Raw genomic sequence first — 23,627 nt, forward strand, 5'->3', positions numbered from 1 at the left:
TTTATATTTTAGAAATAACTAATTAAAAAAACAATAAACTGATATCACTTTACTTCTATTTTCGATATAATTTCTATGGCCTACAAACAATATGAAGAGGAATTATGAGCTACTTTTTTGCCCATCTCGCTAGAATGAAACTGATCCACCGCTGGCCACTTATGCGCAATGTACGTACTGAAAATGTCTCTGAGCATAGTTTACAGGTTGCTATGGTCGCTCACGCACTTGCCATCATTAAAAACCGTAAGTTTGCAGGTAATGTAAACGCAGAGAAAATCGCACTACTTGCCATGTACCATGATGCCAGTGAAGTCATTACCGGTGACCTCCCTACTCCTATCAAGTATCATAATCAACAAATAGCCCATGAATATAAAAAAATAGAGAAATTTGCGCAACAAAAGCTTATCGACATGCTACCTGAAGAATTACAAGACGACTTTAAAGAATTAATTATTGAAGATTTACAATCGGAAGAAGAGCATTTTATCGTAAAACAAGCAGATACATTATGTGCCTATTTAAAATGTCTAGAAGAGCTGTCCGCAGGGAATAGTGAGTTTAAATTAGCCAAAAGGCGTCTAGAGAAAATGTTAGCTGAACGAAATAGCCCAGAGATGGAATATTTTATGAAAACCTTCGTACCCAGTTTTACTTTATCTTTAGATGAAATCAGCAATTAATATATAAGTAGTAGTATTTTATATCTACTTATATATCTGTTGATTTACCAATCTAATAATAGCAAATTAGATTCGAGTTTATTCTATAAAAAAGGTTATTCAACCTTCACTAGCTTTTTATTGCAACCTATCATAGTAGAAAATGCAATATAAAATGTTTTTTTATCCCCATTAATACCTAGTATTACATATTCAGAGTCATCAATAGAGATAGTACAACGTAAAGGCTCTTTAGTTTTATATACTTCCCCTTTCTTCGTCACAAATTTTATTGACCAAAAATCATATGAATCTATTTTATTTCGTTCAAATAATATGGTAAATACTTTTTTTAGCTCAGATTTATCTGGAATATCATATAGTTTTATTGACGTAGCAAGTTTTTTAGTCACATCAAAATAACCTGCAACGAAGTGAGTTAGTTCAACATGTGACAATGTCTCCCCCCAATAATTTTCAAAGTCACAATAACCATAATTGAATTTATCATCTCCCCATGATTCATTTTGACTCATTTTATTCACCTATAATTGAAATGTATTGAATTACAGAGAATATCAACAAAAAAATTTCTTTTAAAATATATTAAATATTAAAAATATCATTAATTTTAATAGCAAAAAGCTCTAATATAGATTAGAGCTTTTTGCTAAAATTATTTTCTATGAGCTTAAAAAGGAAATAGTATCGGAATAACTGCCACACTAATTAACATAACAATAATAGTAAATGGCACTCCCATTTTCAAAAAGTCAGCAAATTTATATCCGCCGGGGCCAAGAACTAATGTATTAACAGGAGATGAAACTGGCGTCATAAAGGCAGCTGAAGCCGCAATCCCAATCACCATAGCAAATGGCAACGGTGAAACTTCCATTTGACGTGCGGCAGCAATCGCAATAGGGGCCATTAACACCGCAGTTGCAGTATTTGAGATAAACAAACCAATAGTAGCGCATAAGATAAAGAGACATAACAGCATCACATGAGGGCCTAACCCCCCTGCAACTTTCATCAACGCGTCAACCGCAAGGGCAATCCCCCCTGTTTCCTGTAAAGCTATAGCAAACGGCATCATCCCTACGATTAAAATAATACTTGGCCAATGGATAGACTTATAAGCACTTTCCATATCAATACAACGGAATTTACCCATTAACAAACACGCAATCAGCGCAGCGATAAAGTTTGGAATTTCATTAGTCACCATCATTGCCACCATTAGGGCTAGGCAAAATAGCGCATGGGGAGCTTGTGATGACGCTGGCGCAACTGCTTCTACTTCCGCAGCAAGGTTTAATACAATAAAATTACGTGGTTTAGTGGATAAAATACGGATTAACTTCCAATCACCAATTACCAGCAAGATATCGCCAAGTCTTAGTGGTTCATCAACCAACTTTCCATCCAATGCTTTACCATCACGACGGATCCCGACGACGTTAAGCCCATAACGAGTACGAAATTTAATGTCCCTTAACGTTTTACCAAGCAGTTCTGAATCAGGGTTCATGGAAACTTCAGCCATTCCCACATCGCGGGATTGGTCAGAAAAGTAATCACCACGTAAAATCATTGGTTCGAGTAATTGCTCACTGCAAAACTGCCGCAACTCATCATCACTGACCGAAATATCAACCAATAAAACATCACGTTCGCGCAGTTCCGTCCCCCCTGTCGCACTGACCATAACACGACGGAATTTACGCCAGCGCTCAATGCCCACAACGTTTGCTTCATAGCGAGAACGTAGGTGTAATTCATCAAGGGTATGGCCTATTAATGGCGAGCCTTTGCGAATAGCGAGGCGGCGTGCTCTACCAGTCAATTTATAATCACGAATTAAATCACGAAAACTACGCTGATAGCGTTCAGGGAGTTTGTCTGGCTCGTTGCTTCCTAACCAGCGACGTGTAACCCACATATAGGCAATACCCGCCAATAAAATCAGAATACCGATAGGTGTAATTGAGAAAAACTTAAAACCTTCAATCCCCTCACGAACCAATTCACTGTTAACAACCATATTCGGAGGCGTTGCAACCAATGTCATCATGCCGCTCATTAGCCCTGCAAAACCAAGTGGCATCATCAGACGGCTTGGGGAAGTTTTCATCCGGGCAGAAACACTGAGAACGACTGGAATGAAGATAGCAACCACCCCTGTTGAACTCATAAATGCACCCAGCCCCGCAACGGTGAGCATTAAAAAAACCAGCATCTTGCTTTCGCTGCTTCCTGCTACGCGAACAAGCCAATCCCCCATTTGATATGCGATGCCAGTTCGGACAAGACCGTCACCTATAACGAATAAAGCCGCAATCAATAGTACGTTAGGGTCAGCAAACCCTGCCGTTGCTTGCTCAAGTGTTAAAGTATCACTCAGAACAAAAGCGACAATCACTAATAGCGCAACCACATCCATACGGATTTTATTTGTGGTAAATAAAACTATCGCGATCAACAGTAAGGTTAATACCCACAGCAATTCTCCGTTCAAAATATCCCCTTTCGACGAAAAAATACATTGCTAAAGTTTTTCTTTAGTTAACCATGTTTTACGGAGAATTTCTTTGATTAGATCATCATTAATCCGAATTAGACACTAAAAGTTCATAATCCCCATTATTGTCGGGGCCCATAACTGAAATTTGTGCCAATGAATTGATGATTACATTAATTTCATCACGACGGGCCATTTCTTCTGGCGCATGGACTGCAACGACTTGGCAGCCAGCACTAAGTGCAGAATGAATGCCTGCCGTAGCATCTTCGAAAGCAATACAGGATTTTGGCGATAAAGAAAGTACATTTGCACCTAATAAAAATGGCTCTGGATCTGGCTTACCTTTAGTTACCTTTTCAAAGGTTACCCAGTGTTTTGGTTCCGGTAGACCCGCTGCTTGCTGACGACCATGAGCGATTGGCACTGTTCCTGAAGTCACGATTGCCCAAGGTGCACCTATTTCATTTAAACGCGTTAATAGCGCTACAGCCCCCGGCAAGGCAACCACCCCTTCCATATCTTCACTTTCCATTTTCTCTAACCAGCGGAAATAATCCATGACCTCTTCTTCAGTCGCATCGGGTAAAAAATGACGTAAACTGGTTAATGCTGGCTTCCCATGAATATAGCTAATAATTTCCTCAGCACTTTTACCGATATGCTCACCAAACTTACACCAACAACGCTCAACCACTGCGAGCGAATCTGCTAATGTGCCATCTAAATCAAATAGAAACCCTTTTGCCTTTAATTTCACGTCTACCCCTTTCTTGTTCTTGAATCGATTCTATCTCTTAGTTAACGCTAAATAGACGCCAATGCGCAACCTCAATAACAAAAATAATCAAGATTTGCGTTAATGGCTTAGATTTGAGTGCACTGGAGAGTTAAAACAGAAAAGAAATGTTAATTTAAGTTTGAGTTTGAGTTTGAGTTTGAGTTTGAGTTTGAAATTTTTATACTTATTAATTTCATTTGCTCTAAATTATTCGCCTTGACGCCAAGTAGAAGTATGACGAACAAATTTACTCTAAGAAGTTTGTGCTGTAGCTAAGCGACCAGAGACGAGTAGCCGAACGCAGTCAACAACGCTACAGCGCAAAATACGACGAGCACTAAGCATTGAAGATCTGGGAAATCTCTACCGCTGAAAGATGATACTGGCGTGGACAAGCATGCCAAATCGCTAACATCCGTACATATTTATCCCACATTGGCGTTTGTGAGTTAAACCCATGCGTCCCGCTGTCGAAGTGGGTATAACGCCCTTCTGTATTTACCATAAAGCGGACGTAGCTCAAATAACGTGCTTCTGTTGCGGCATCAAAGCCCAAAAACTGCACACGGCGGCCATCAATCTCTTCCTTGTTAGCCATGTTGCTATAAGAAACTTGCAGTGCATGGTACATTTCCATGATATCAATAACAGTACGGCAGGTATCTTCACTTAAATGGCCGAAGTCTCTGTCTAACTCACGCATTTGTAACCCATAACCACGTTCAATAATGGTTTGTAGACGACGATAACGTTCTGCATTATCAGGGTCAAGCATGGTCATCATTTTATATTGATTCGATAAGATCAAGCGTTGTGCGTTAGTCATTTCCATCATGGTTCTCCCACTAAAAAGTATGGCTTATCTTCGCATTCAACATTAATCATAGACAGTGAAAACACAACTTTTATTGATCTAAATACCCTTTTTACATTACTTATTGTTAAATCTACCTTTTAATAGAAATCATCTCTTAAATATCTTCCATAAAGGAACGATCTAATTGGTTAAATGCGCGCTTTAGCAAGTCAGCTAACGCCATATAATCAGGTTGCTGCTCAATCGGTGCCATGGCAATTCCTGCTTCAGTAAATTTATCACGGATCTCATGAAACCAGCTCAGCAAGCTAGATGGTAGAGGCGTCGCAGCACGTTTACCTAACCACCATAGGCCTTGCATTGGCAAACTACAGGCAAAAAGAGCCGTAGCAATGGCGGGTCCCAATTGCCCACCTAACGCGATTTGCCATGCTAATGTAAAAATTGCAATGGGCGGCATAAAACGAATACCAAAGCGAACTGCTTTGTTGATACGAATTTCGGGGAAAATTGGCGACAGTTTTTTCTCCATAGGAAAGGTCTTCAGATAGCGGTTACCTAATCTAAAGCGTTTAAAAAAACCGGGCGGTGTACTTTGTAATGTACTCATGAAACGTTTCCTATCGACTTCTGAAAAACTGAGGCAATAATTTGTAGATTGCACCATGGTAAAATGATAGCACATTTAAGATAACGAAATTATTTCATTACATTTACCTTAAGTTAAGTCACTTTACTAAATATCAGCTATTCTAATAGCAATGTAACCCTGTGCTATAACACCACTTTATACGTCACTTATGATTTTAATCAATCAAAGTCTCTATTTTTAAAAAAAACGTATAAAATATAAAATAATTTTAGTAGAATCTGCCACATTTAGAATTGCTGTTGCATTTGTTACTTTGTAACTTTATCCATCTTCGAAACTGAAGATAGACAACAGTTATATATATTGGGGTTTTTGGTCGTTATTTCAACACTAGGTGCAGAGGTTTACTTTTATATGCCTTTGCAAAAAAGGATAGCGCCTGCTTTATCAACCCCTAAAGGTCTCACGATCTTTAACTTTTTCGCCTTTAACATGATATCAATCATGATGTTTCAGGTCATAAATACGCTAGGCTCTAGCAATATATTTTTAATCTGAGTCTTTTCATGTTTTTCAAAAGGCTTCACAACAACAATTAACGATAGGTATTTCCATGTCAAGTAAGCTGGTACTGGTTTTAAACTGCGGTAGCTCCTCACTGAAATTCGCCATCATCGATCCGACTAATGGAGATGAATTTTTATCCGGTTTAGCGGAGTGCTTCAACCTCCCTGAAGCTCGTATTAAGTGGAAAATGGACGGTGCTAAAAAGGAAGCTCCTTTAGGTGCTGGTGCGGCGCATAGCGAAGCATTGGATTTCATTGTTAACACCATTCTTGCTGAAAAACCAGAGTTGTCAGAGCAGATCACTTCTATCGGTCACCGTATTGTTCACGGCGGTGAAAAATTCACGTCTTCGGTTTTAATTACTGATGACGTTATTGCCGGTATTGAAGCGGCTATCCCATTCGCACCACTGCACAACCCTGCTCACCTTATTGGTATTGAAGAAGCAAGAAAATCATTCCCGCACTTGGTCAATAAAAATGTTGCTGTCTTTGACACCGCATTCCACCAGACCATGCCGCAAGAATCCTATCTGTATGCATTGCCATACGAACTCTATTCAGAGCATAGTATCCGCCGTTATGGCGCGCACGGTACAAGCCATTACTATGTTTCCCGTGAAGCTGCAAAAAAACTGAATAAGCCTGTTGATGAGCTCAATGTTATCACTTGCCACTTAGGCAACGGTGGTTCTGTGACTGCGATTGTTAACGGTAAATGTGTTGATACCTCCATGGGCTTAACGCCATTAGAAGGTCTGGTAATGGGAACACGTAGTGGTGATATCGACCCTGCAATCATTTTCCATTTACATGATTCTTTAGGTATGAGCGTTGAACAAATCAATAAAATGCTGACTAAAGAATCAGGTTTACTTGGCTTAACAGGCGTGACCAGCGACTGCCGTTATGTTGAAGACAACTATGGCACTCAAGAAGACGCAACTCGCGCAATGGATGTTTTCTGCCATCGTTTAGCGAAATACGTGGGTGCATATAGTGCACTGATGGAAGGCCGCCTTGATGCTATCATCTTCACAGGTGGTATTGGTGAAAACTCAGCACAAGTTCGTGAAATCACCTTGAAGAAACTGGCAATCCTTGGTTTCGAATATGACCACGAACGCAACTTAGCGGCACGCTTCGGTAAAGAAGGTTTAATCACTACCGATCAAAGCCGCCCAGCGCTGGTTATCGCAACCAATGAAGAATTGGTTATTGCCCAAGATACTGCGCGTTTAACCGCATAAGCAACTTCTACCGCCAGCAACCTGCTGGCGGTATCGTTTTGTCATTAGAGTAACCGAAATAAAGAGGTTCCCGTGTCCCGTACAATTATGTTAATACCTACTGGCACCAGCGTTGGCTTAACTAGCGTTAGCCTAGGTGTCGTTCGCTCAATGGAACAAAAAGGTGTTCAATTAAGCGTTTTCAAACCTATCGCACAGCCACGCGTCTCTGGCAATAAAGACCAAACTACCGAAGTACTTCGTTCGCATTCAAGTATTACTACCATTGTTGAACCATTAAACATGGAATACGTTGAATCGCTGCTAACCTCGTCGAAAAAAGACGTCTTAATGGAAGAAATTGTTGCTCGTTATCATGAGCACACAAAAAATGCAGAAGTTATTCTTATTGAAGGTCTTGTTCCTACCCGTAAGCACTCATTTGCTCAATCATTAAACTATGAAATTGCAAAAACATTGGGTGCTGAAATTGTTTTCGTTACTGCTACTGGTAATAGTAACATTACACAAATGCAAGAGCGTTTAGAACTTGTCCGTAATGAGTTTGGTGGTCAACGTAATAAAAATATTATCGGTGTTATCATTAATAAGGTAAATGCACCTGTTGATGAGCAAGGTCGCACGCGTCCTGATTTGTCTGAAATTTTTGATGACTCCACCAAAGCAACTGTTGCTAATCTTGATACGAAACAGTTAGCGTCATTAAATTTACCTGTGCTCGCTTCAATTCCATGGAATTTTGATTTAATTGCCACTCGTGCAATTGATATGGCAAAACACTTAGGCGCTGAAATTGTTAACGAAGGTGAAATTAAAACTCGTCGCGTTAAATCAGTCACGTTCTGTGCGCGCAGTATCCCGCACATGCTTGAGCACTTCCGCCCAGGCTCTTTATTAGTGACCTCAGCAGACCGTCCTGATGTACTGGTATCTGCTTCGCTTGCCGCGATGAATGGTGTTGAAATTGGTGCTGTACTACTCACTGGTGGTTACAATATCGATGCACCAATCCGTCAACTGTGTGAACAAGCGTTTGAGACGGGTCTGCCGGTTTTCATGGTAAAAAGCAACACATGGCAAACATCCTTGAATCTGCAAAGTTTTAGCTTAGAAGTTCCCGCAGATGACCATGAACGCATTGAAAAAATTCAAAACTACGTTGCTCGTCATATTAGCAGTGATTGGATTGAATCACTGGTTGCAGATTCTGAGCGCCCTAATCGCTTATCACCACCTGCATTCCGCTACCAATTAACGGAATTAGCGCGCAAAGCAGGTAAACGAATCGTTCTACCTGAAGGTGATGAGCCACGTACAGTCAAAGCGGCTTCTATCTGTGCAGAGCGCGGGATCGCAACATGTATTTTATTAGGTAACCCTGATGATATTCGTCGTGTTGCTGCAGCGCAGGGTATTGAGTTAGGTACAGGAATTGAAATTGTTGACCCTGTCAAAGTACGTGAAGAATATGTCGCTCGTTTGGTTGAGCTACGTAAGAACAAGGGTATGACTGAAGTTGTTGCTCGTGAACAACTCGAAGATAATGTCGTCCTAGGGACACTGATGCTTGAAAAAGGTGAAGTTGATGGCCTCGTTTCAGGCGCGGTCCATACCACTGCCAACACTATCCGTCCACCGCTGCAATTAATTAAAACAGCACCGGGCAGTTCATTAGTTTCTTCCGTCTTCTTTATGCTATTACCTGAACAAGTATTTGTTTATGGTGACTGTGCTATCAACCCAGACCCAACTGCAGAGCAATTATCAGAAATCGCTATTCAATCTGCTGATTCTGCAAAAGCGTTCGGTATTGACCCACGCGTTGCGATGATTTCTTACTCTACAGGTGATTCAGGTGCTGGTAGTGATGTTGAGAAAGTACGTGAAGCAACACGTTTAGCACAAGAAAAACGTCCAGACTTGATGATTGATGGCCCATTGCAGTACGATGCCGCAGTAATGGCTGATGTTGCTAAATCCAAAGCGCCTAATTCACCAGTTGCAGGTAAAGCGACCGTATTTATCTTCCCAGACTTAAATACCGGTAATACCACGTATAAAGCCGTACAACGTTCTGCTGACTTAGTCTCTATTGGTCCAATGCTGCAAGGTATGCGTAAACCAGTCAATGACTTGTCTCGTGGTGCATTAGTTGATGACATCGTTTATACCGTTGCGTTAACTGCTATCCAAGCAGTACAAAACGAAAATGCCTAATCAATAAATAATTGATGTTAAAAAGCCAGTCAGGTTACTTTCAACTGACTGGCTTTTTTATAAAAAAATTTAATCTCTAATAGCAGCGCAATACGGCTTGCAAATATATTCTTGATAATGACATGTGTGCAACACATTCCGTTTTTCACCAAGATAACAAACAGCAACCAAATGAAAATTCCCTCACTCAATACTCATGTATCAACTGAATGAGAAACACCTTATCTGATTTGTCGAAGATGAAGGCTGTAGATATATTCATAGGCTTCAGCTTGGTTAGGATAAACTAACTGAATTTGTAATGGGAGTTCAACACCAGGGTCAATTGTATGCCCACTAGTATTACTCAGTATCACATTCCCACCAGACTCCCTCTTATTTAACCAATTTTTCTGGCTTTCATACCAATTTTCGGAGACTTTCGCTCCAGGAGGTAATTGGAAGGATAACTCCCATAAAGTGACCCGTGTATTTTCTGATATTAATGTCAGCATATAACTATAAAGATAACCACCTTCCCCAGCCCAACTTGCCTGATATTTCTGTAAGACCTCTAAATCTTTTTCTGCAGTGACTATGATATTAGAACTAACATTATGGTCGCCTTCATTTTCATAGCCGGCAGGAGGCGTTATACTGCAAATTAACCTTGTGCTTCCCACTCGTGATGCACTTGTATTGAGTGGGATATCAATCACTGTCGAATCATTTGCATCAATATTGACTATCGGGTCAATGTCACTCACTATCATAAGTAATTCATTCTCTGATTCAGCTTCAATGACAGCACCATTAACTGGTATTTCACTTTTATTAGTGATCTTTAATGGTATGCGCTTTGTGATCCCCCTCAGTAAAGTAACTTGCCTATCAACCATCAGTGTTAAATTCACAACGCCATTCACTTTTGCTGTCACACTATAAGTATTATTGTTTTGATTAATAAAACCGATTGGCGTATTAATTCGTACGCTTAACTCAGTATTACCCAGCCCCTTTCCATCGACTAATACCTCAACTGTCGTTATGGCTCCTGCAGGGAGATTAACCGTATTAGGATAGGAAATAATTTCAACTACACCACTATTCTTAGACGTAATATCCAACGTTACATCAGGGACATCGACACCGCTTTTATTTTCTATTTTAAATTCAAAGTGCTCTTGTTGGCCTAATTTTAATTCAGCTGGATTTTGAGATGATATCACAAGCTCCACTAGTTCAACGGGAGCAGAAACCACTGAGCGGGTCGCATCATTCCAACCGTAATCAACAAGAGAAGGGATTGATGTCATCGCAAGGACTTTGAGTATTTCCCCATCAAGATTAAGCCCAGCAACGAGAGTGGCTGACTGACCCATATTATTAACAACACAAGAAACCCCATCATGATGACCAACATCAAACCCATACGATGCTAACTCTTGTTGATCAAGTTGAATGTTGGGAGAGATAAGAAGAATATCGCCAAGTTCTGAATTGTTATAATTAATATTAGTGTATAAAGCTAGCTTATTAGGTGGGCACTTATCTTTTCCTTTCTGATTCTTTAATAACTCAACTGATTTATTATTTGGCATAATTATATCTTCTATATTAATGTTTACTATTAAGGAAATAAGAAACTGTCAGATGACATAATTAATAATAAAGCTAAGCCTTGTTTATACAACAAAATAAAACCATCAAATTTAATATCGCACCATTATTTAAAATAGGTTTAAAACTGATGCCAAACTTAAATTAAAACTCAATTAATAATTTAGATGTTAAATGCCAGTTAATTATTTAACTGGCATTTAATTGTAGCAATGAAAATAATTATAATTTTTTACGCGTAAATACCGACACAGCACACGCAATAATAATATTCAGAATAAATGCAGCAATACCAATATTCATATAGCTTAAGCCTTCCCCTAACCATGGGAACAATTGAGCTAACGAAATTTTTTCAATATACGTCACTGCAAGGAATAATACCCCTGCCATAATCCCACAAATTGCACCCGCAGGGGTCATTGGATTATGTTGTTTAAAGCTCATCAGCAGCGCAGGGAAGAACTGTGCCACAATATTAACCCCTAATAGCATGATTGCGACCAGCGTGTCATTACTGTGGAATATAAAATACAGACTCACTAATGCAACAAATGGCACCATAAAACGTGCATACATCCCTGATTGTTGTTTTTCCTCACTCACCCCTAGTGCTTTTTGCACCACACCTGCAAGCATGTTAGACGTTGTGAGTAACAACATTGAGCCCGGCACTAAAGCGGTCAACATCCCTGCTGCGCCAATAAACCCAACGACAACAGGTGAAAACGTTTCTTTCGATATTTCAAACAGGGATAAATCTACAGCGGCTCCTTCAAGATGCGGAATTTGTAGAATTGATGCGTAACCCACAAAAAAAGCAAATAACATAATCAAACTGTACGCTGGAATTAAAATACTATTTCGCTTCAGAGATTTTTCATCTTTTGCAGTAAATACCGCCGCCATATAATGAGGCCAGCAAAAATAAGCAACCACTGACAGAAATACAGTCGAAATATACCAAGGAATATTGAGCCCTGTATCTGAGAAAGTTAAGAAGCTTGGCATTGCAGTATCAATGGCTTTAAACATCTCACCAAAACTACCGTAGTAATGTAATGGAATATAAATACCAATAAACACAACCACAATTAAGATCATTAAATCTTTAAGTGCCGATGTCCAAGCTGAGCCATGAATACCTGAAATCATTACAAATAAGGTGACAGCAATAATACCAATCCAAATCGCCATATCTGCGGGGATAGCACCATAAGATGCTTGAGAAACTATAATGCCTAATCCTTTAAGTTGTAAAACGAATAAAGGCACCATTGCAGCAATAGAAATTAAGCTAATCAGTAGCCCTAAGCCTGCACTTTGGTATTTTTTAGCAAATAATTCAGAAATTGTCCTAACATCATTATCTTTTGCAAAACGCCAAACTCTCGGGTGTACCCAATATAAAAAGATCCCCATAAATGCATTGACGGATAATGTGTATAAAATAGCAGGGCCTTTGCCATATGCCCAACCACTCCCACCAAGGAAAGTAAATGTTGTGTAGATTTCCCCTGCACTCAGTAAAAAAACCAATAGAGCGCCATAACTACGCCCACCGACAGACCAACCTTCGTGATCCATCGTTTTCCCTTTTTTAGCCCGAATAGCAAGATAGATACTAAAAAGGAAAAAAATGGTAATAATAATTAACGCAGAGCTCATGATGTTTCCTTAGTATTTTTATTATCTAATACATTTATCAGTAACATCACTAAGGCGGTAATAATCACCCATACAACAATCCAAAACATTAAAAAGGGTAGCCCCATCACAAAAGGTTCTACTTGGTTAGCATAATAAATGCCCACCGTTAATGCTAGGATCGGGAAAATCACTAAATAATGGTACCATTTCATAGAAAATTCCTTATTCCATTTACCCTAATGAAACCAATTCGCGAGGCAAATGGCTTAACATCTCAACACCATCTTCAGTAATTAGCAGCATATCCTCAATCATAATACCGCCAACACCAATCCCGTAATATGGTGTTTCTAAACTCATTACCATGCCAGCACGAAAGACTTCTGTCGTTGCTGCACTCACAAAAGGGGCTTCTTCTAACCCAACGAATACCCCATCACCATGACCTAGGTGCCCACGGTTATAATACGGTAACCCTGAAGAACGGATTAGTGCCATCGTCTCATTAAAAACGTCACTTAATGCCACGCCGGGTGCTATGCGACTTAGCATATATTGATGACCTTTTAAAATAGTTTGATAAATACGGCTCACTTTTTCATCCGGCTTACCGACGACAAATGTGCGTGCTATGTCAGCACCATAGCCTGCAACATCTACCCCGCAATCAAATTTAATGAGATCACCCTCTTTGGCTGGCACGTCATCGGGTAACATTTTCGGGGAGAAATCGCTGCCAACTGAAATAAGGTGAAAACGACTATAATTAGTCTCTGGATATTCCATCACTTTAGCTTTAAATGCCGCAGTCAATTGCGCAGAGGTGCATCCCACTTTAATTAATTGGCTTGCTGCTGCGATCCCCGCCTCTGTAATTTGTGCAGATTTTCTTAGGTGAGCAATTTCCCACTCACTTTTAATCATCCGCAACTCATTAAATAAAGCGGATGAATCTACTAAGTTTAAGCTTGGGATAACTTTATCTAACCATGTTTTTCCCATATGGGTTATTTGGTTTAGTTCAATCGCAACCGGTTTACCATAAACATCAGCTTCAGATAACGCCTCTTTTAAGAGCGTAAAAATGGTTTCTATCGGGCTATTTATCGGCCGTGCTTTTACCACTTTACCGTTATCAGGATTATAAGGATCGTCAACATCGACCCATATTGGGAATGTTTTAATTTTAGCATTTGGCATTTGAAGCGATAAATTTGCGGCTTCAAATTCATTCATGATCACCAAAGATTCAATTGAAGGGTCACGAAAAATAACAGCAATTGCAGAGCCAGTCTGCCTAAAGGTATACATAAAGAAGCTGGCAAAACCGGTTAAGTGATAAAAATTATCCCCTACCGTTGCAATTAAAGCTTCAATACCTTCACGCTCCATAATTTCACGTGCTTTGTTTGTTACATTCTCAAGGTGTTGGTGTTTCAAAAGGAGGTCTGCTTTATGAATTGTCATTTTTATTCTCTCGAAGCGTTATTTTATACATCAAGCAATTACATAATATCGCAAGCGATAAATGCGAAGCTCAATCATATTATATCTAGAGTTGAAATGAATACATCGTGTAACGTGCAAGTTTTATATAACTAATAATTATATACTAGTCAGAAATATACCTTGCTAACGATTTGAATATGATAGAAATAATTAAAAGAGCTAAATAAAATAGCCCTTTTAAAATTTAAAACTTATTTATTGAGAGTTTTCAGCACAAGTAATGGCTTTTTCAGACTCGTTATTACGAGTTAACCATAAAGAAAGTGCTTTTAAAGAATCAGGGGTAAATTCATCACAACGGGCACTGATTTCTTTAGCCGTTAACCAACTCACTTCAGCCACTTCTGATTCTTGCAATGCAAAAGGGCCATGGCTCACACAACTGAATAACCCACCCCATACACGGCAGTGCTCATCTTCAAAATAAAAATGGCCATGCTCGGCAAAAGGCACGCCTGCTATACCCAGCTCTTCTTCGGCTTCACGTTTAGCAGAATCAAGAATATTCTCACCTTGTGTAACAACGCCACCCGCCGTTGCATCTAAAAAACCAGGGTGAAAATCTTTAATTTCAGTACGTCGTTGCACCAATATTTTCCCCATGCCATCATGCACCACAATGTAAGTTGCACGGTGGCGTAAGTTCTCAGCTCGCATTTGGCTACGGGTTGCCTGAGCAATCACGATATTATCTTCATCAACAATATCTACCCACTCAACGACTTCGGTTTGTTGTTCCATCCTGTAAACCTTTTCAAAATTGCCTGAAACAGCTTATGCCATAGATTGATTGCCGCAATAAAAGGCAATACAAGATATGCTTTAACTAACATTCGGTTTTCGATCCTAGCTGAATTTGCATTGAGTTGCTATCACAAAAAAGATCATCGGACGAGAAGATGTGTATTGGTAACAATATTTTTACATTCGTGTCGCCGGAATACACAAACTTAGTTTATAAATGCTATAGTTAGAAAATAAAAACCATACAATCACTGAATTACAGCGATAAAATTGATAATGTAAACATTCATCATTGGCGAGGCTTTAAGGGGTGCAAAAAATGAATATACTCATCACTGGTGGTACGGGGCTCATTGGTACGCCTCTTGTCCAAAAACTCATTTCCCTTGGTCATCAGGTCACAGTATTGAGCCGTTCGCCACAAAAAGTGTATAGCCATTTTTGTAAGGCTGTTGAATGTTGGACAACGTTAAATGACGTCAATCATCTCAATGACTTTGATGCCGTCATTAACTTAGCTGGCGAACCTATTGCTGAAAAACGCTGGACTGATGAGCAGAAAAAACGCCTTTGTGATAGCCGTTGGAAAATCACCCAGCGACTCGCTGAACTGATTGCTGCTAGTGAAACACCGCCTTGCGTCTTTTTATCGGGCTCAGCCGTGGGTTACTATGGCGATCAAGGCCAATCTGTCGTCACAGAAGATGAACAACCCCACGACGAATTTACCCATCAACTCGCGCAACATTGGGAAGCCCTTGCTGAAAATGCCGCGTCCGACAAAACACGCGTGTGTTTATTACGTACAGGCCTCGTATTATCCCCCAATGGTGGGGTTCTAGGTAAAATTCTGCCCATTTTCAAAATGGGGGCTGGTGGCCCAATCGGTCACGGCAAACAATACATGCCATGGATACATATCAACGATATGGTCAATGCGATTTACTTTTTGCTGACTACTCCAACACTTTCAGGCCCTTTCAATATGACTGCACCTTATCCTGTGCATAATGACCAATTCACTGCTGTTTTAGGGGATGTACTTAACCGCCCTTCTTTTGTCCGCACGCCAGCTTTTGTGATCAAAACTATTTTAGGCGAATCCGCGGCTTTAGTATTAGGTGGGCAGCAAGCCATACCTAAACGTTTAGAAGAAGCGGGATTTCAGTTCGAATTTATCGAATTAAAAATTGCATTAGAAGACTTATTGGTTTCCAAAGAAAGGTAACCCTTCTTAACGCTACTCATATCTCTAGACGAAATGGTTTTTACCTATTTCGATGGAAAATTTTAACCTTAATACTGACTCTAGTGTTATGTTTGGCTCAAGAATACTTAATAACCAAGCATAACTACCGTACTAAATTATTTAGCTCCTTGCCAACGATGAAATAAATCGTGTTCAAGGGTAATATCAAACTGGTCGATAACGCGGTTAACGGTTTGGTCAACAATATCTAAAATAGTTTCAGGCTGATGGTAAAATGCAGGCATGGGGGGCATGATCACGGCTCCCATTTCAGCCGCTTGCACCATTAAACGCAGGTGGCCGACATGTAATGGCGTTTCCCGTACCCCTAGGACGAGTTTTTTCCCTTCTTTGAGTACAACATCCGCAGCTCGGGTCACCAAAGTATCAGTATAGCTGTGCACAATCCCAGAAAGGGTTTTCATTGTGCAAGGCATTATGACCATCCCTTCAGTACGAAAAGAACCTGATGAAATTGCCGCTGCAATATCACGGCTATCATAATAATGGTCAGCTAATTGTTGTACTTCTTTTACGCTAAACTTGGTTTCTAACGCCAATGTTTGCCGTGCGGCTGCACTCATCACCAAATGGGTTTCTATCCCTTTGACAGGTTTTAATACTTCAAGCAGCCTAATGCCATAAATAGCACCACTTGCCCCAGTTAACCCGATGATCAGTTTTTTCATTTAGCAGCCCAATTCGCGATTTTTTTGCGATTATATACCAAAGGCTTCCAGTTGTCGCTTGGCGGCAAATGAAGGCATCCCAAGAATATACAACTTGGTTAGAAAAGCGCTGCCAACACGACAAAAGCCTATAGGATATTAAGGATTTTGGTGATCAGCCACAGTCCCAGTTATACACTACTCGACTAAAATCTCTTTTTTTCAAGTCATCTGGGTGAATAAAGAAATTACCGACGCCCATATCCCCCCACATAATACCGATTTCATAATCCGTATTTATTTGCAGTAATAGTTCGTATTGCTGGATATTTTCTTCATATTCTCTTGGGTCAGATTGAGTAAAAAATGGGTAGCCTCCAATACAGTGCGCACCCGATTCAAATGAATCACTGTAAGGTTCAACCCATTCATCATAGAAGTCTTCACCTTCAAACTGTTCTTCATAATCATAGAGGTTATCAACCCCAAGGATTTTCTGCCCGAACTGGAAATCATCGATACTAATGTATTGTTCTGCAGGTGTGTATTCAATACTATATTGATGGTCGATGGGCGTGTAATAGTCATCAGTATGTGCGGCAATTACTGAGGAAAAATCTTGTGTTAACTGGCTAATATCTTCAATAATATTTTCCCAATAGATAACTCTAAAATCCTCTTGTTTTTGCTTATCTTCAAAATCAGCCCCATACAAATCATCTCCACCAATAAAAAACTGTAACAGCCCTTTTTCTGGGTAATTTTCTAACTTAGGCATTTGTGCAAAGTTAATTTGCGCAAGCAGTTTTAGTGGTGTCCCTTCACTATTTGTTGGGTATTTTTCACCAAGCGGCAAATAAGGCATTCCGCCCACACGGCTTTCCCACCACACATACTCTTCAACGGGGGTTAAGGTCATTTCAACAAGGGATTTTTTAGTGGCTTTGATTTTATCTACGAAAGGTTTAATCACATCAGGAAGGGAGTTGAAATCAGCCATATATAGCTCCAGATAGGCAGTTAATGTCCCTCTAGTTTACTCGAATTTTGCGCATTTTAAATCAGATATAACTGTAACTTACGCCTTCATTTAACGTTATAATTTTCTAAATAGTTTCGGTTACAGCTAGGCGGCAAATGAAGCTATCCCAAGGAGCCTACAAAAGTAGGTAACTTGGGTAACTGAATGAAGTCAACAACGTTAGAAAATTAAATAATGATAAAAATAGCATCACGATTAATTTTCTAAATAGTTTCGGTTACAGCTAGGCGGCAAATGAAGCTATCCCAAGGAGCCTACAAAAGTAGGTAACTTGGGTAACTGAATGAAGCTAACAACGTTAGAAAATTAAATAATGATAAAAATAGAATCACGATTAATTTTCTAAATAGTTTCGGTTACAGCTAGGCGGCAAATGAAGCTATCCCAAGGAGCCTACAAAAGTATGTGACTTGGGTAACTGAATGAAGCTAACAACGTTAGAAAATTAAATAATGATAAAAATAGAATCACGATTAATTTTCTAAATAGTTTTGGTTACAGCTAGGCGGCAAATGAAGCTATCCCAAGGAGCCTACAAAAGTATGTGACTTGGGTAGCTGAATGAAGCCAACAACGCTGTAACCGAAACTATGACGAAAATTTAGCCTTCGTTATAAATTTCGAGGTCTTCAACCTCACTCTTATCTTTCAATTTTAGCTCGTCATCTTTACGTAAGTTTTCCAGATAATCTAAATAACTTTGGTCGATATCCTTAGTGACGTAAATACCATCAAACACAGAACATTCGAACTCATTAATTTCTGGATTTTCCTCACGAACCGCATCCACCAAATCAGCTAAATCTTGGAAAATTAACCCATCTGCACCAATTAATTTACGAATTTCATCCACTTCCCTACCATGAGCAATTAGCTCATTAGCATTTGGCATATCAATGCCATAGACATTCGGAAAACGCACTTCCGGTGCCGCTGAAGCAAAGTAAACATTTTTTGCTCCCGCTTCACGCGCTAATTCAACGATTTGCTCAGATGTGGTGCCACGCACTATTGAGTCATCAATCAATAAGACATTTTTGTCACGGAACTCTGCTCGGTTCGCATTGAGCTTACGACGGACTGATTTGCGACGCTCTTGTTGACCAGGCATGATAAACGTCCGACCCACATAACGGTTTTTTACAAACCCTTGGCGATACGGTTTATCAAGGATATGTGCTATTTCCAGAGCAATATCACACGAAGTCTCAGGAATAGGGATCACAACATCGATGTGTAAATCTTCCCATTCACGGGCAATTTTAGCGCCAAGTTTTTGCCCCATGCGCAACCTTGCATTGTAGACCGAGACTTTATCGATAAAGGAATCTTGGCGAGCAAAATAAACGTATTCAAAAATACATGGCGTCAATTGTGGGTTTTCTGCGCATTGACGGGTAAATAATTGGCCTTTCTCAGTGACATAGACCGCTTCACCGGGGGCGACATCCCGTAAAAACTCAAAACCTAGTGTATCAAGTGCGACACTTTCAGAAGCCACCATATATTCGTGCTCACCCTTCTCTGTGACCCGACGCCCTAATACTAGGGGACGAATACCATGAGGGTCACGGAATGCTAACATCCCATGGCCAATAATAAGTGCCACACAAGCATAGGCGCCGCGTAGTTTTTTGTGCATCGCTGAGACAGCACTAAACACGTTATCTGGCTCAAGAGGGAAATGGTCAAACCTATCTAGCTCATAAGCTAATACGTTGAGTAATATTTCAGAATCCGATGTGGTATTGACATGGCGGCGTGCTGTTTCAAATAAACTCCGAGTGAGTTCATGAGCATTTGTCAGATTACCATTATGAGCAAGGGTGATACCAAAAGGTGAGTTTACGTAGAAAGGTTGAGCTTCAGAAGCACTTGAACTCCCCGCAGTTGGGTAACGAACATGCCCTAACCCCATACAGCCTTGTAACCTGAGCATGTGACGTGTTTCAAACACATCCTTAACCAGACCATTCGCTTTGCGTAAACGAATATTATTTTTGCCATCAATAGTGGCAATACCTGCTGCATCTTGCCCACGGTGTTGTAACACCGTTAAAGCATCATAAATCGATTGGTTTACCGGTGTTACACCGGCGATACCGACAATACCGCACATTTAGTCTTTCCTCATCAGCCAGACGGAGAAATATTCTCCGGTAGGAAACTTGACGCATTTTGCAGGTAGTCAAAAAACCACCTGATGATATGACTGAACTGCGGAATAAGTTCCGAACGCTGCCAATCCTCACTTTGAGGAAGTGGTGTAAATGTATCGAGAAAAAACAATAAGGCCGAAACAATTAACACACCACGCAGCGCACCGAAGCAGATCCCCAGAACCCGATCTGTGCCTGATAACCCCGTTTTTTGTACTAATGAGCTAATCACATAGTTCACTACTGCCCCCACAATAAGGGTGGCAATAAATAATGCAGCGATAGCAATGCCATTTCTAACAAGTATATCCTCAAAGCGCGTAAAGTAGCTGGCTAAATAAGGATAAAAGGTACTTGCAACAAAAAAAGCACAACCCCACGTCACTAGTGATAATGCCTCACGTACAAAACCACGGATCAAGCTAACCAGTGCCGAGAAGCCAATAATGGCGATAATTGCGTAATCTATCCAGACCATATTCCATTCCAAAATTCGCACTCACGACATCAGCGAAGTGCATTCTAACAGAAAACGAAAACGTTTGCGTAACCATTTTTCTATCAAATTTAAAAAAATAGCGGCGAAAAGAAAAAATCATAATCGCCGCAGTAAGTTACTAAATCCCCTTACCTTTTAGGGATTATTGGATCTTTAATTTTAAGGTTTATAGGTTTGAATTATCCCTTTAGTCCCTGTAATCGAATTTAGCTCTGGTAACGCGGCCTCTAGCCTTTGCCTAGAGGCTTCTGGCCCCACGTAAATACGTGTGAGTTTATTATTCACTGGCTTAGCGGGAACCGTATACACTTGGTAACCAGACAACCTGAGTTTTGCCACAATTTCTTCTACCTTAGCTGCATTGTTTAAGGCAATAACTTGCACAACAAACGCTTTACCTTGCGGAGCTGGTTTCACTTCGGGTTTAGGCTCCGGTTTTGGTTCAACTTTCGGTTGTGGCTTAGGCTCTGGTTTAACTTCTGGCTTGATTGGTTTTACTGGCTCAACAACAGCAGGTGGATTATTTTCAGCCGATGTTGCCGCTTCAACTTGTTCATTTTGCTGCTGTGTTATCGCTTCTGACAGCATCGCTTCAGAAGCCCCTTCAGAAGAAGCTGTTGATGTCGTACTGGCGATAGGCGCTATCGCTTCAATATCTTCTTCATCACCCGGTTTAGGGATAATAGGAATGGCCGCAAATTCATTTTCATTATATTTCTTATCGCCATCAAGCAGTGCAGGGAGAACGATAACCCCTACAGCAACAAGAACAATGGCGCCAGCAAGACGATTCTGAAATTTACTAGCCACCGGCACTATCCTTTTTGGTTTTCTAATAACATCATAACATGGGCGACAGTATGAAATGACCCACACACAACAACCACATCTTGCTCTTTTGCATCGAGACAAGCTTGTTGCCATGCTTTTTCTACGGAATCAAATTCATTCGCTTGCGCTAAATGTTGGCTAAGCGTAGCGACATCAGCCCCTCTAAATTCAGTTAATGGCGCAATATACCAATCAGTAACTTGCTGTGACAGGCAATCAAGAGTGCCTTTAATATCTTTGTCACCTAACATACCGACAACCGCACGAATATGACGCCCTTCCATAACAGGAAGTTCGGCTAATTTACTGACTAAATAGCCTGCAGCATGCGGGTTATGTGCCACGTCTAAAATCATCAATGGTTTTTCACCGATAACCTGAAAACGCCCTGGCAATTGAGCCGATTTTAACCCTTGATGAATTGCGCTTTCTGTAACTTTTTGGGCGATATCAACATCAATCAATAATAAGCAGCTAATAACACCAAGCGCGGTTGCTGCATTCGCTAATGGGACATTCGGTAATGGTAAATTATGCCACTCATGTTGAGCACTTTTCCATGACCAACTTCCCGCTTGTTCACTATATTGCCAATCCGTACCACGACGAAAAAGCACCGTACCTAGTTTATCCGCCACTTGAGCAATAGACGCAGGCATATCAGGTTCACCGACTACACCATAGTGACCAGAACGGAAAATACCCGCTTTTTCATAGCCAATATGTTCTCTATCAGCCCCAAGCCAGTCTGTATGATCTAACGCAATGCTGGTGATCGCTGCAATATCGGCATCCACAACATTTGTTGCATCCAAGCGGCCGCCTAGCCCCACTTCTAAAATAACCACATCCAGTTCAGCTTGCTTAAATAACTGTAATGCAGCCAAGGTACCGTATTCAAAGTAGGTAAGCGAAATGTTTTCACGTTGTGATTCAATGGTCGCAAACGCTGCGCAAAACTCTGACTCTGCAAGTTCTTGGCCTTGAATACGCACACGCTCTGTATAACGAACAAGATGTGGTGAGCTATAGACCCCAACCTTGAGCCCTGATGCCATCAGAATAGACTCTAACGTATGGCACGTTGTCCCTTTACCGTTAGTTCCAGTGACAGTGATAACTCGAGGTGCAGGCTGTGTGAGGTTCATTTGCCTAGCGACTTGACCGACTCGTTCCAACCCCATATCAATATTTTGGCTATGTAAGTCGGTGAGGTAAGAAAGCCAAGTCTCCAATGGAGACTTGGCATTAGGAATGATTAAATTACTCATCATCTTTTTTATGCTTTGCAGGTTCCTTTTCTTGTACGTCTACCTCAAAGCCATCAGTCTCATCAGTAATATCAATGTCAACTTCTACATTTTCTGCAACAATAATTGGCGCCTCAGTAAAACTAGGCTTATTCGTTAACATTGCCAAGACTTCAGCCAAGCGGTCACGCATTTCAGGGCGGCGGACTATCATATCGATAGCGCCTTTTTCGAGTAAAAACTCACTGCGTTGAAAACCTTGTGGCAGTTTTTCACGTACCGTTTGTTCAATAACACGCGGGCCGGCAAAACCAATCAGGGCTTTAGGCTCAGCAACATTAATATCCCCTAACATTGCAAGACTAGCAGAAACGCCACCCATAGTTGGGTCAGTTAGTACTGAAATATACGGTAAGCCGCGTTCTTGCATTTTTGCCAACGCTGCACTGGTTTTTGCCATTTGCATCAATGATAACAACGCTTCTTGCATACGAGCGCCACCACTTGATGAAAAACACACCAATGGACAGTTATCTTCCAAAGCCTGTTCCACTGCGCGGACAAAACGAGCACCAACAACCGATGCCATTGAACCACCCATAAAGGCGAATTCAAATGCCGCAGCGACAACCGGCATCCCTTTTAGGGTCCCTTTCATGACAATAATGGCATCTTTTTCGCCCGTTTCTTTCTGTGCGGCTGAAAGTCGGTCTTTATATTTTTTTGAGTCTTTAAACTTGAGGAGGTCTTTTGGCTCAAGTTCACTACCTAATTCGGACGTTGAGTCTTCATCAAGGAAGGTTTCTAAACGTTGGCGTGCATGAATACGCATATGGTGGTCACATTTAGGACACACTGATAAGTTACGCTCTAATTCAGCACCGTATAACACCTGCCCACAGCTATCGCATTTCGTCCAAACCCCTTCTGGGATATTGGCTTTGTGTGATTGGGTCAAGTTACCTTTCTTTAATATTTTTTCAATCCAGCTCATTAATGGACCTTTTTGTCTGAT

21 protein-coding genes are annotated in these 23,627 nt (G+C 40.6%); 4 read left to right on the forward strand and 17 right to left on the reverse strand.

Annotation, left to right across the window (positions count from 1 at the left end; translation table 11 throughout):
* The first annotated feature begins 104 nt into the window (after window positions 1-104).
* Window positions 105-686, forward strand: coding sequence for a 5'-deoxynucleotidase (gene yfbR, locus RB151_RS13320; RefSeq protein ID WP_042844450.1), 582 nt, complete (start codon window positions 105-107; stop codon window positions 684-686).
* A gap of 95 nt (window positions 687-781) precedes the next feature.
* Here the strand turns inward: yfbR and RB151_RS13325 are convergent, their stop codons facing one another.
* From RB151_RS13325 to yfbV, 5 genes are all read right to left on the reverse strand, one after another.
* Window positions 782-1,201, reverse strand: coding sequence for a hypothetical protein (locus tag RB151_RS13325; RefSeq protein WP_048607514.1), 420 nt, complete (start codon window positions 1,199-1,201; stop codon window positions 782-784).
* Between the two features lie 155 nt (window positions 1,202-1,356).
* Complete coding sequence (locus RB151_RS13330) at window positions 1,357-3,186, reverse strand: SLC13 family permease (RefSeq protein WP_048607515.1); 1,830 nt, start codon at window positions 3,184-3,186, stop codon at window positions 1,357-1,359.
* 88 nt (window positions 3,187-3,274) lie between these two features.
* Window positions 3,275-3,949 carry a sugar phosphatase gene (locus tag RB151_RS13335; RefSeq protein WP_071548189.1) on the reverse strand — a complete coding sequence of 225 codons (675 nt, stop codon included), beginning with the start codon at window positions 3,947-3,949 and terminating at the stop codon, window positions 3,275-3,277.
* A 358-nt stretch (window positions 3,950-4,307) separates the two neighbouring features.
* Window positions 4,308-4,802: a YfbU family protein gene (locus tag RB151_RS13340; RefSeq protein WP_042845353.1), complete on the reverse strand. Its 495-nt coding sequence runs from the start codon at window positions 4,800-4,802 to the stop codon at window positions 4,308-4,310.
* 139 nt (window positions 4,803-4,941) lie between these two features.
* Complete coding sequence (gene yfbV, locus RB151_RS13345) at window positions 4,942-5,397, reverse strand: terminus macrodomain insulation protein YfbV (RefSeq protein WP_042844455.1); 456 nt, start codon at window positions 5,395-5,397, stop codon at window positions 4,942-4,944.
* A gap of 595 nt (window positions 5,398-5,992) precedes the next feature.
* On the opposite strand from yfbV, the gene ackA reads away from it, so the two are divergent.
* Both ackA and pta read left to right on the forward strand, forming a co-directional pair.
* Window positions 5,993-7,195, forward strand: a complete 1,203-nt coding sequence (ackA, locus tag RB151_RS13350) for an acetate kinase (protein ID WP_042844458.1) — start codon at window positions 5,993-5,995, stop codon at window positions 7,193-7,195.
* Window positions 7,196-7,267: 72 nt separating this feature from the next.
* Complete coding sequence (gene pta, locus RB151_RS13355; RefSeq protein ID WP_048607517.1) at window positions 7,268-9,412, forward strand: phosphate acetyltransferase; 2,145 nt, start codon at window positions 7,268-7,270, stop codon at window positions 9,410-9,412.
* Between the two features lie 221 nt (window positions 9,413-9,633).
* Here the strand turns inward: pta and RB151_RS13360 are convergent, their stop codons facing one another.
* The 5 genes from RB151_RS13360 to yfcD all read right to left on the reverse strand — a co-directional run bounded on the left by RB151_RS13360 (window position 9,634) and on the right by yfcD (window position 14,911).
* Window positions 9,634-10,992 (reverse strand): hypothetical protein, encoded by a 1,359-nt coding sequence (locus RB151_RS13360; protein ID WP_071548190.1) that lies wholly within the window; start codon window positions 10,990-10,992, stop codon window positions 9,634-9,636.
* A 241-nt stretch (window positions 10,993-11,233) separates the two neighbouring features.
* Entirely contained in the window at window positions 11,234-12,679 is a 1,446-nt protein-coding gene (locus tag RB151_RS13365) for a sodium:solute symporter family protein (RefSeq protein WP_071548191.1), read from the reverse strand.
* Window positions 12,676-12,873 (reverse strand): DUF3311 domain-containing protein, encoded by a 198-nt coding sequence (locus RB151_RS13370; protein ID WP_048607520.1) that lies wholly within the window; start codon window positions 12,871-12,873, stop codon window positions 12,676-12,678. The genes RB151_RS13365 and RB151_RS13370 overlap by 4 nt, the downstream gene beginning before the upstream one ends.
* Window positions 12,874-12,892: 19 nt before the next feature.
* A complete protein-coding gene (locus RB151_RS13375; RefSeq protein WP_042844467.1) occupies window positions 12,893-14,128 on the reverse strand; it encodes a M24 family metallopeptidase in 1,236 nt (411 codons plus the stop codon).
* A gap of 237 nt (window positions 14,129-14,365) precedes the next feature.
* Entirely contained in the window at window positions 14,366-14,911 is a 546-nt protein-coding gene (gene yfcD, locus RB151_RS13380; RefSeq protein WP_042844471.1) for an NUDIX hydrolase YfcD, read from the reverse strand.
* A 322-nt stretch (window positions 14,912-15,233) separates the two neighbouring features.
* On the opposite strand from yfcD, the gene RB151_RS13385 reads away from it, so the two are divergent.
* Window positions 15,234-16,142, forward strand: a complete 909-nt coding sequence (locus RB151_RS13385; RefSeq protein ID WP_048607523.1) for a TIGR01777 family oxidoreductase — start codon at window positions 15,234-15,236, stop codon at window positions 16,140-16,142.
* Between the two features lie 137 nt (window positions 16,143-16,279).
* Here the strand turns inward: RB151_RS13385 and RB151_RS13390 are convergent, their stop codons facing one another.
* From RB151_RS13390 to accD, 7 genes are all read right to left on the reverse strand, one after another.
* Entirely contained in the window at window positions 16,280-16,852 is a 573-nt protein-coding gene (locus tag RB151_RS13390; RefSeq protein WP_042844474.1) for a UbiX family flavin prenyltransferase, read from the reverse strand.
* A gap of 154 nt (window positions 16,853-17,006) precedes the next feature.
* On the reverse strand, window positions 17,007-17,831 hold the full coding sequence (locus tag RB151_RS13395; protein ID WP_048607526.1) for a YwqG family protein: 825 nt from the start codon (window positions 17,829-17,831) through the stop codon (window positions 17,007-17,009).
* Window positions 17,832-18,474: 643 nt separating this feature from the next.
* The gene (gene purF / locus RB151_RS13400) at window positions 18,475-19,992 is read right to left on the reverse strand and encodes an amidophosphoribosyltransferase (protein ID WP_042844478.1); all 1,518 of its coding nucleotides are present in this window, start codon (window positions 19,990-19,992) and stop codon (window positions 18,475-18,477) included.
* A 14-nt stretch (window positions 19,993-20,006) separates the two neighbouring features.
* Window positions 20,007-20,510, reverse strand: a complete 504-nt coding sequence (gene cvpA / locus RB151_RS13405; protein ID WP_042844479.1) for a colicin V production protein — start codon at window positions 20,508-20,510, stop codon at window positions 20,007-20,009.
* Window positions 20,511-20,690: 180 nt separating this feature from the next.
* Window positions 20,691-21,341: a cell division protein DedD gene (gene dedD / locus RB151_RS13410; RefSeq protein ID WP_042844480.1), complete on the reverse strand. Its 651-nt coding sequence runs from the start codon at window positions 21,339-21,341 to the stop codon at window positions 20,691-20,693.
* A gap of 5 nt (window positions 21,342-21,346) precedes the next feature.
* Window positions 21,347-22,636: a bifunctional tetrahydrofolate synthase/dihydrofolate synthase gene (folC, locus tag RB151_RS13415; protein WP_042844482.1), complete on the reverse strand. Its 1,290-nt coding sequence runs from the start codon at window positions 22,634-22,636 to the stop codon at window positions 21,347-21,349.
* Complete coding sequence (accD, locus tag RB151_RS13420; protein WP_042844483.1) at window positions 22,626-23,606, reverse strand: acetyl-CoA carboxylase, carboxyltransferase subunit beta; 981 nt, start codon at window positions 23,604-23,606, stop codon at window positions 22,626-22,628. The genes folC and accD overlap by 11 nt, the downstream gene beginning before the upstream one ends.
* Between the last annotated feature and the right edge of the window lie 21 nt (window positions 23,607-23,627).

The organism is Providencia rettgeri, from assembly GCF_001874625.1.
In the GTDB taxonomy this organism is placed as follows: Bacteria; Pseudomonadota; Gammaproteobacteria; order Enterobacterales; family Enterobacteriaceae; genus Providencia; species Providencia huashanensis.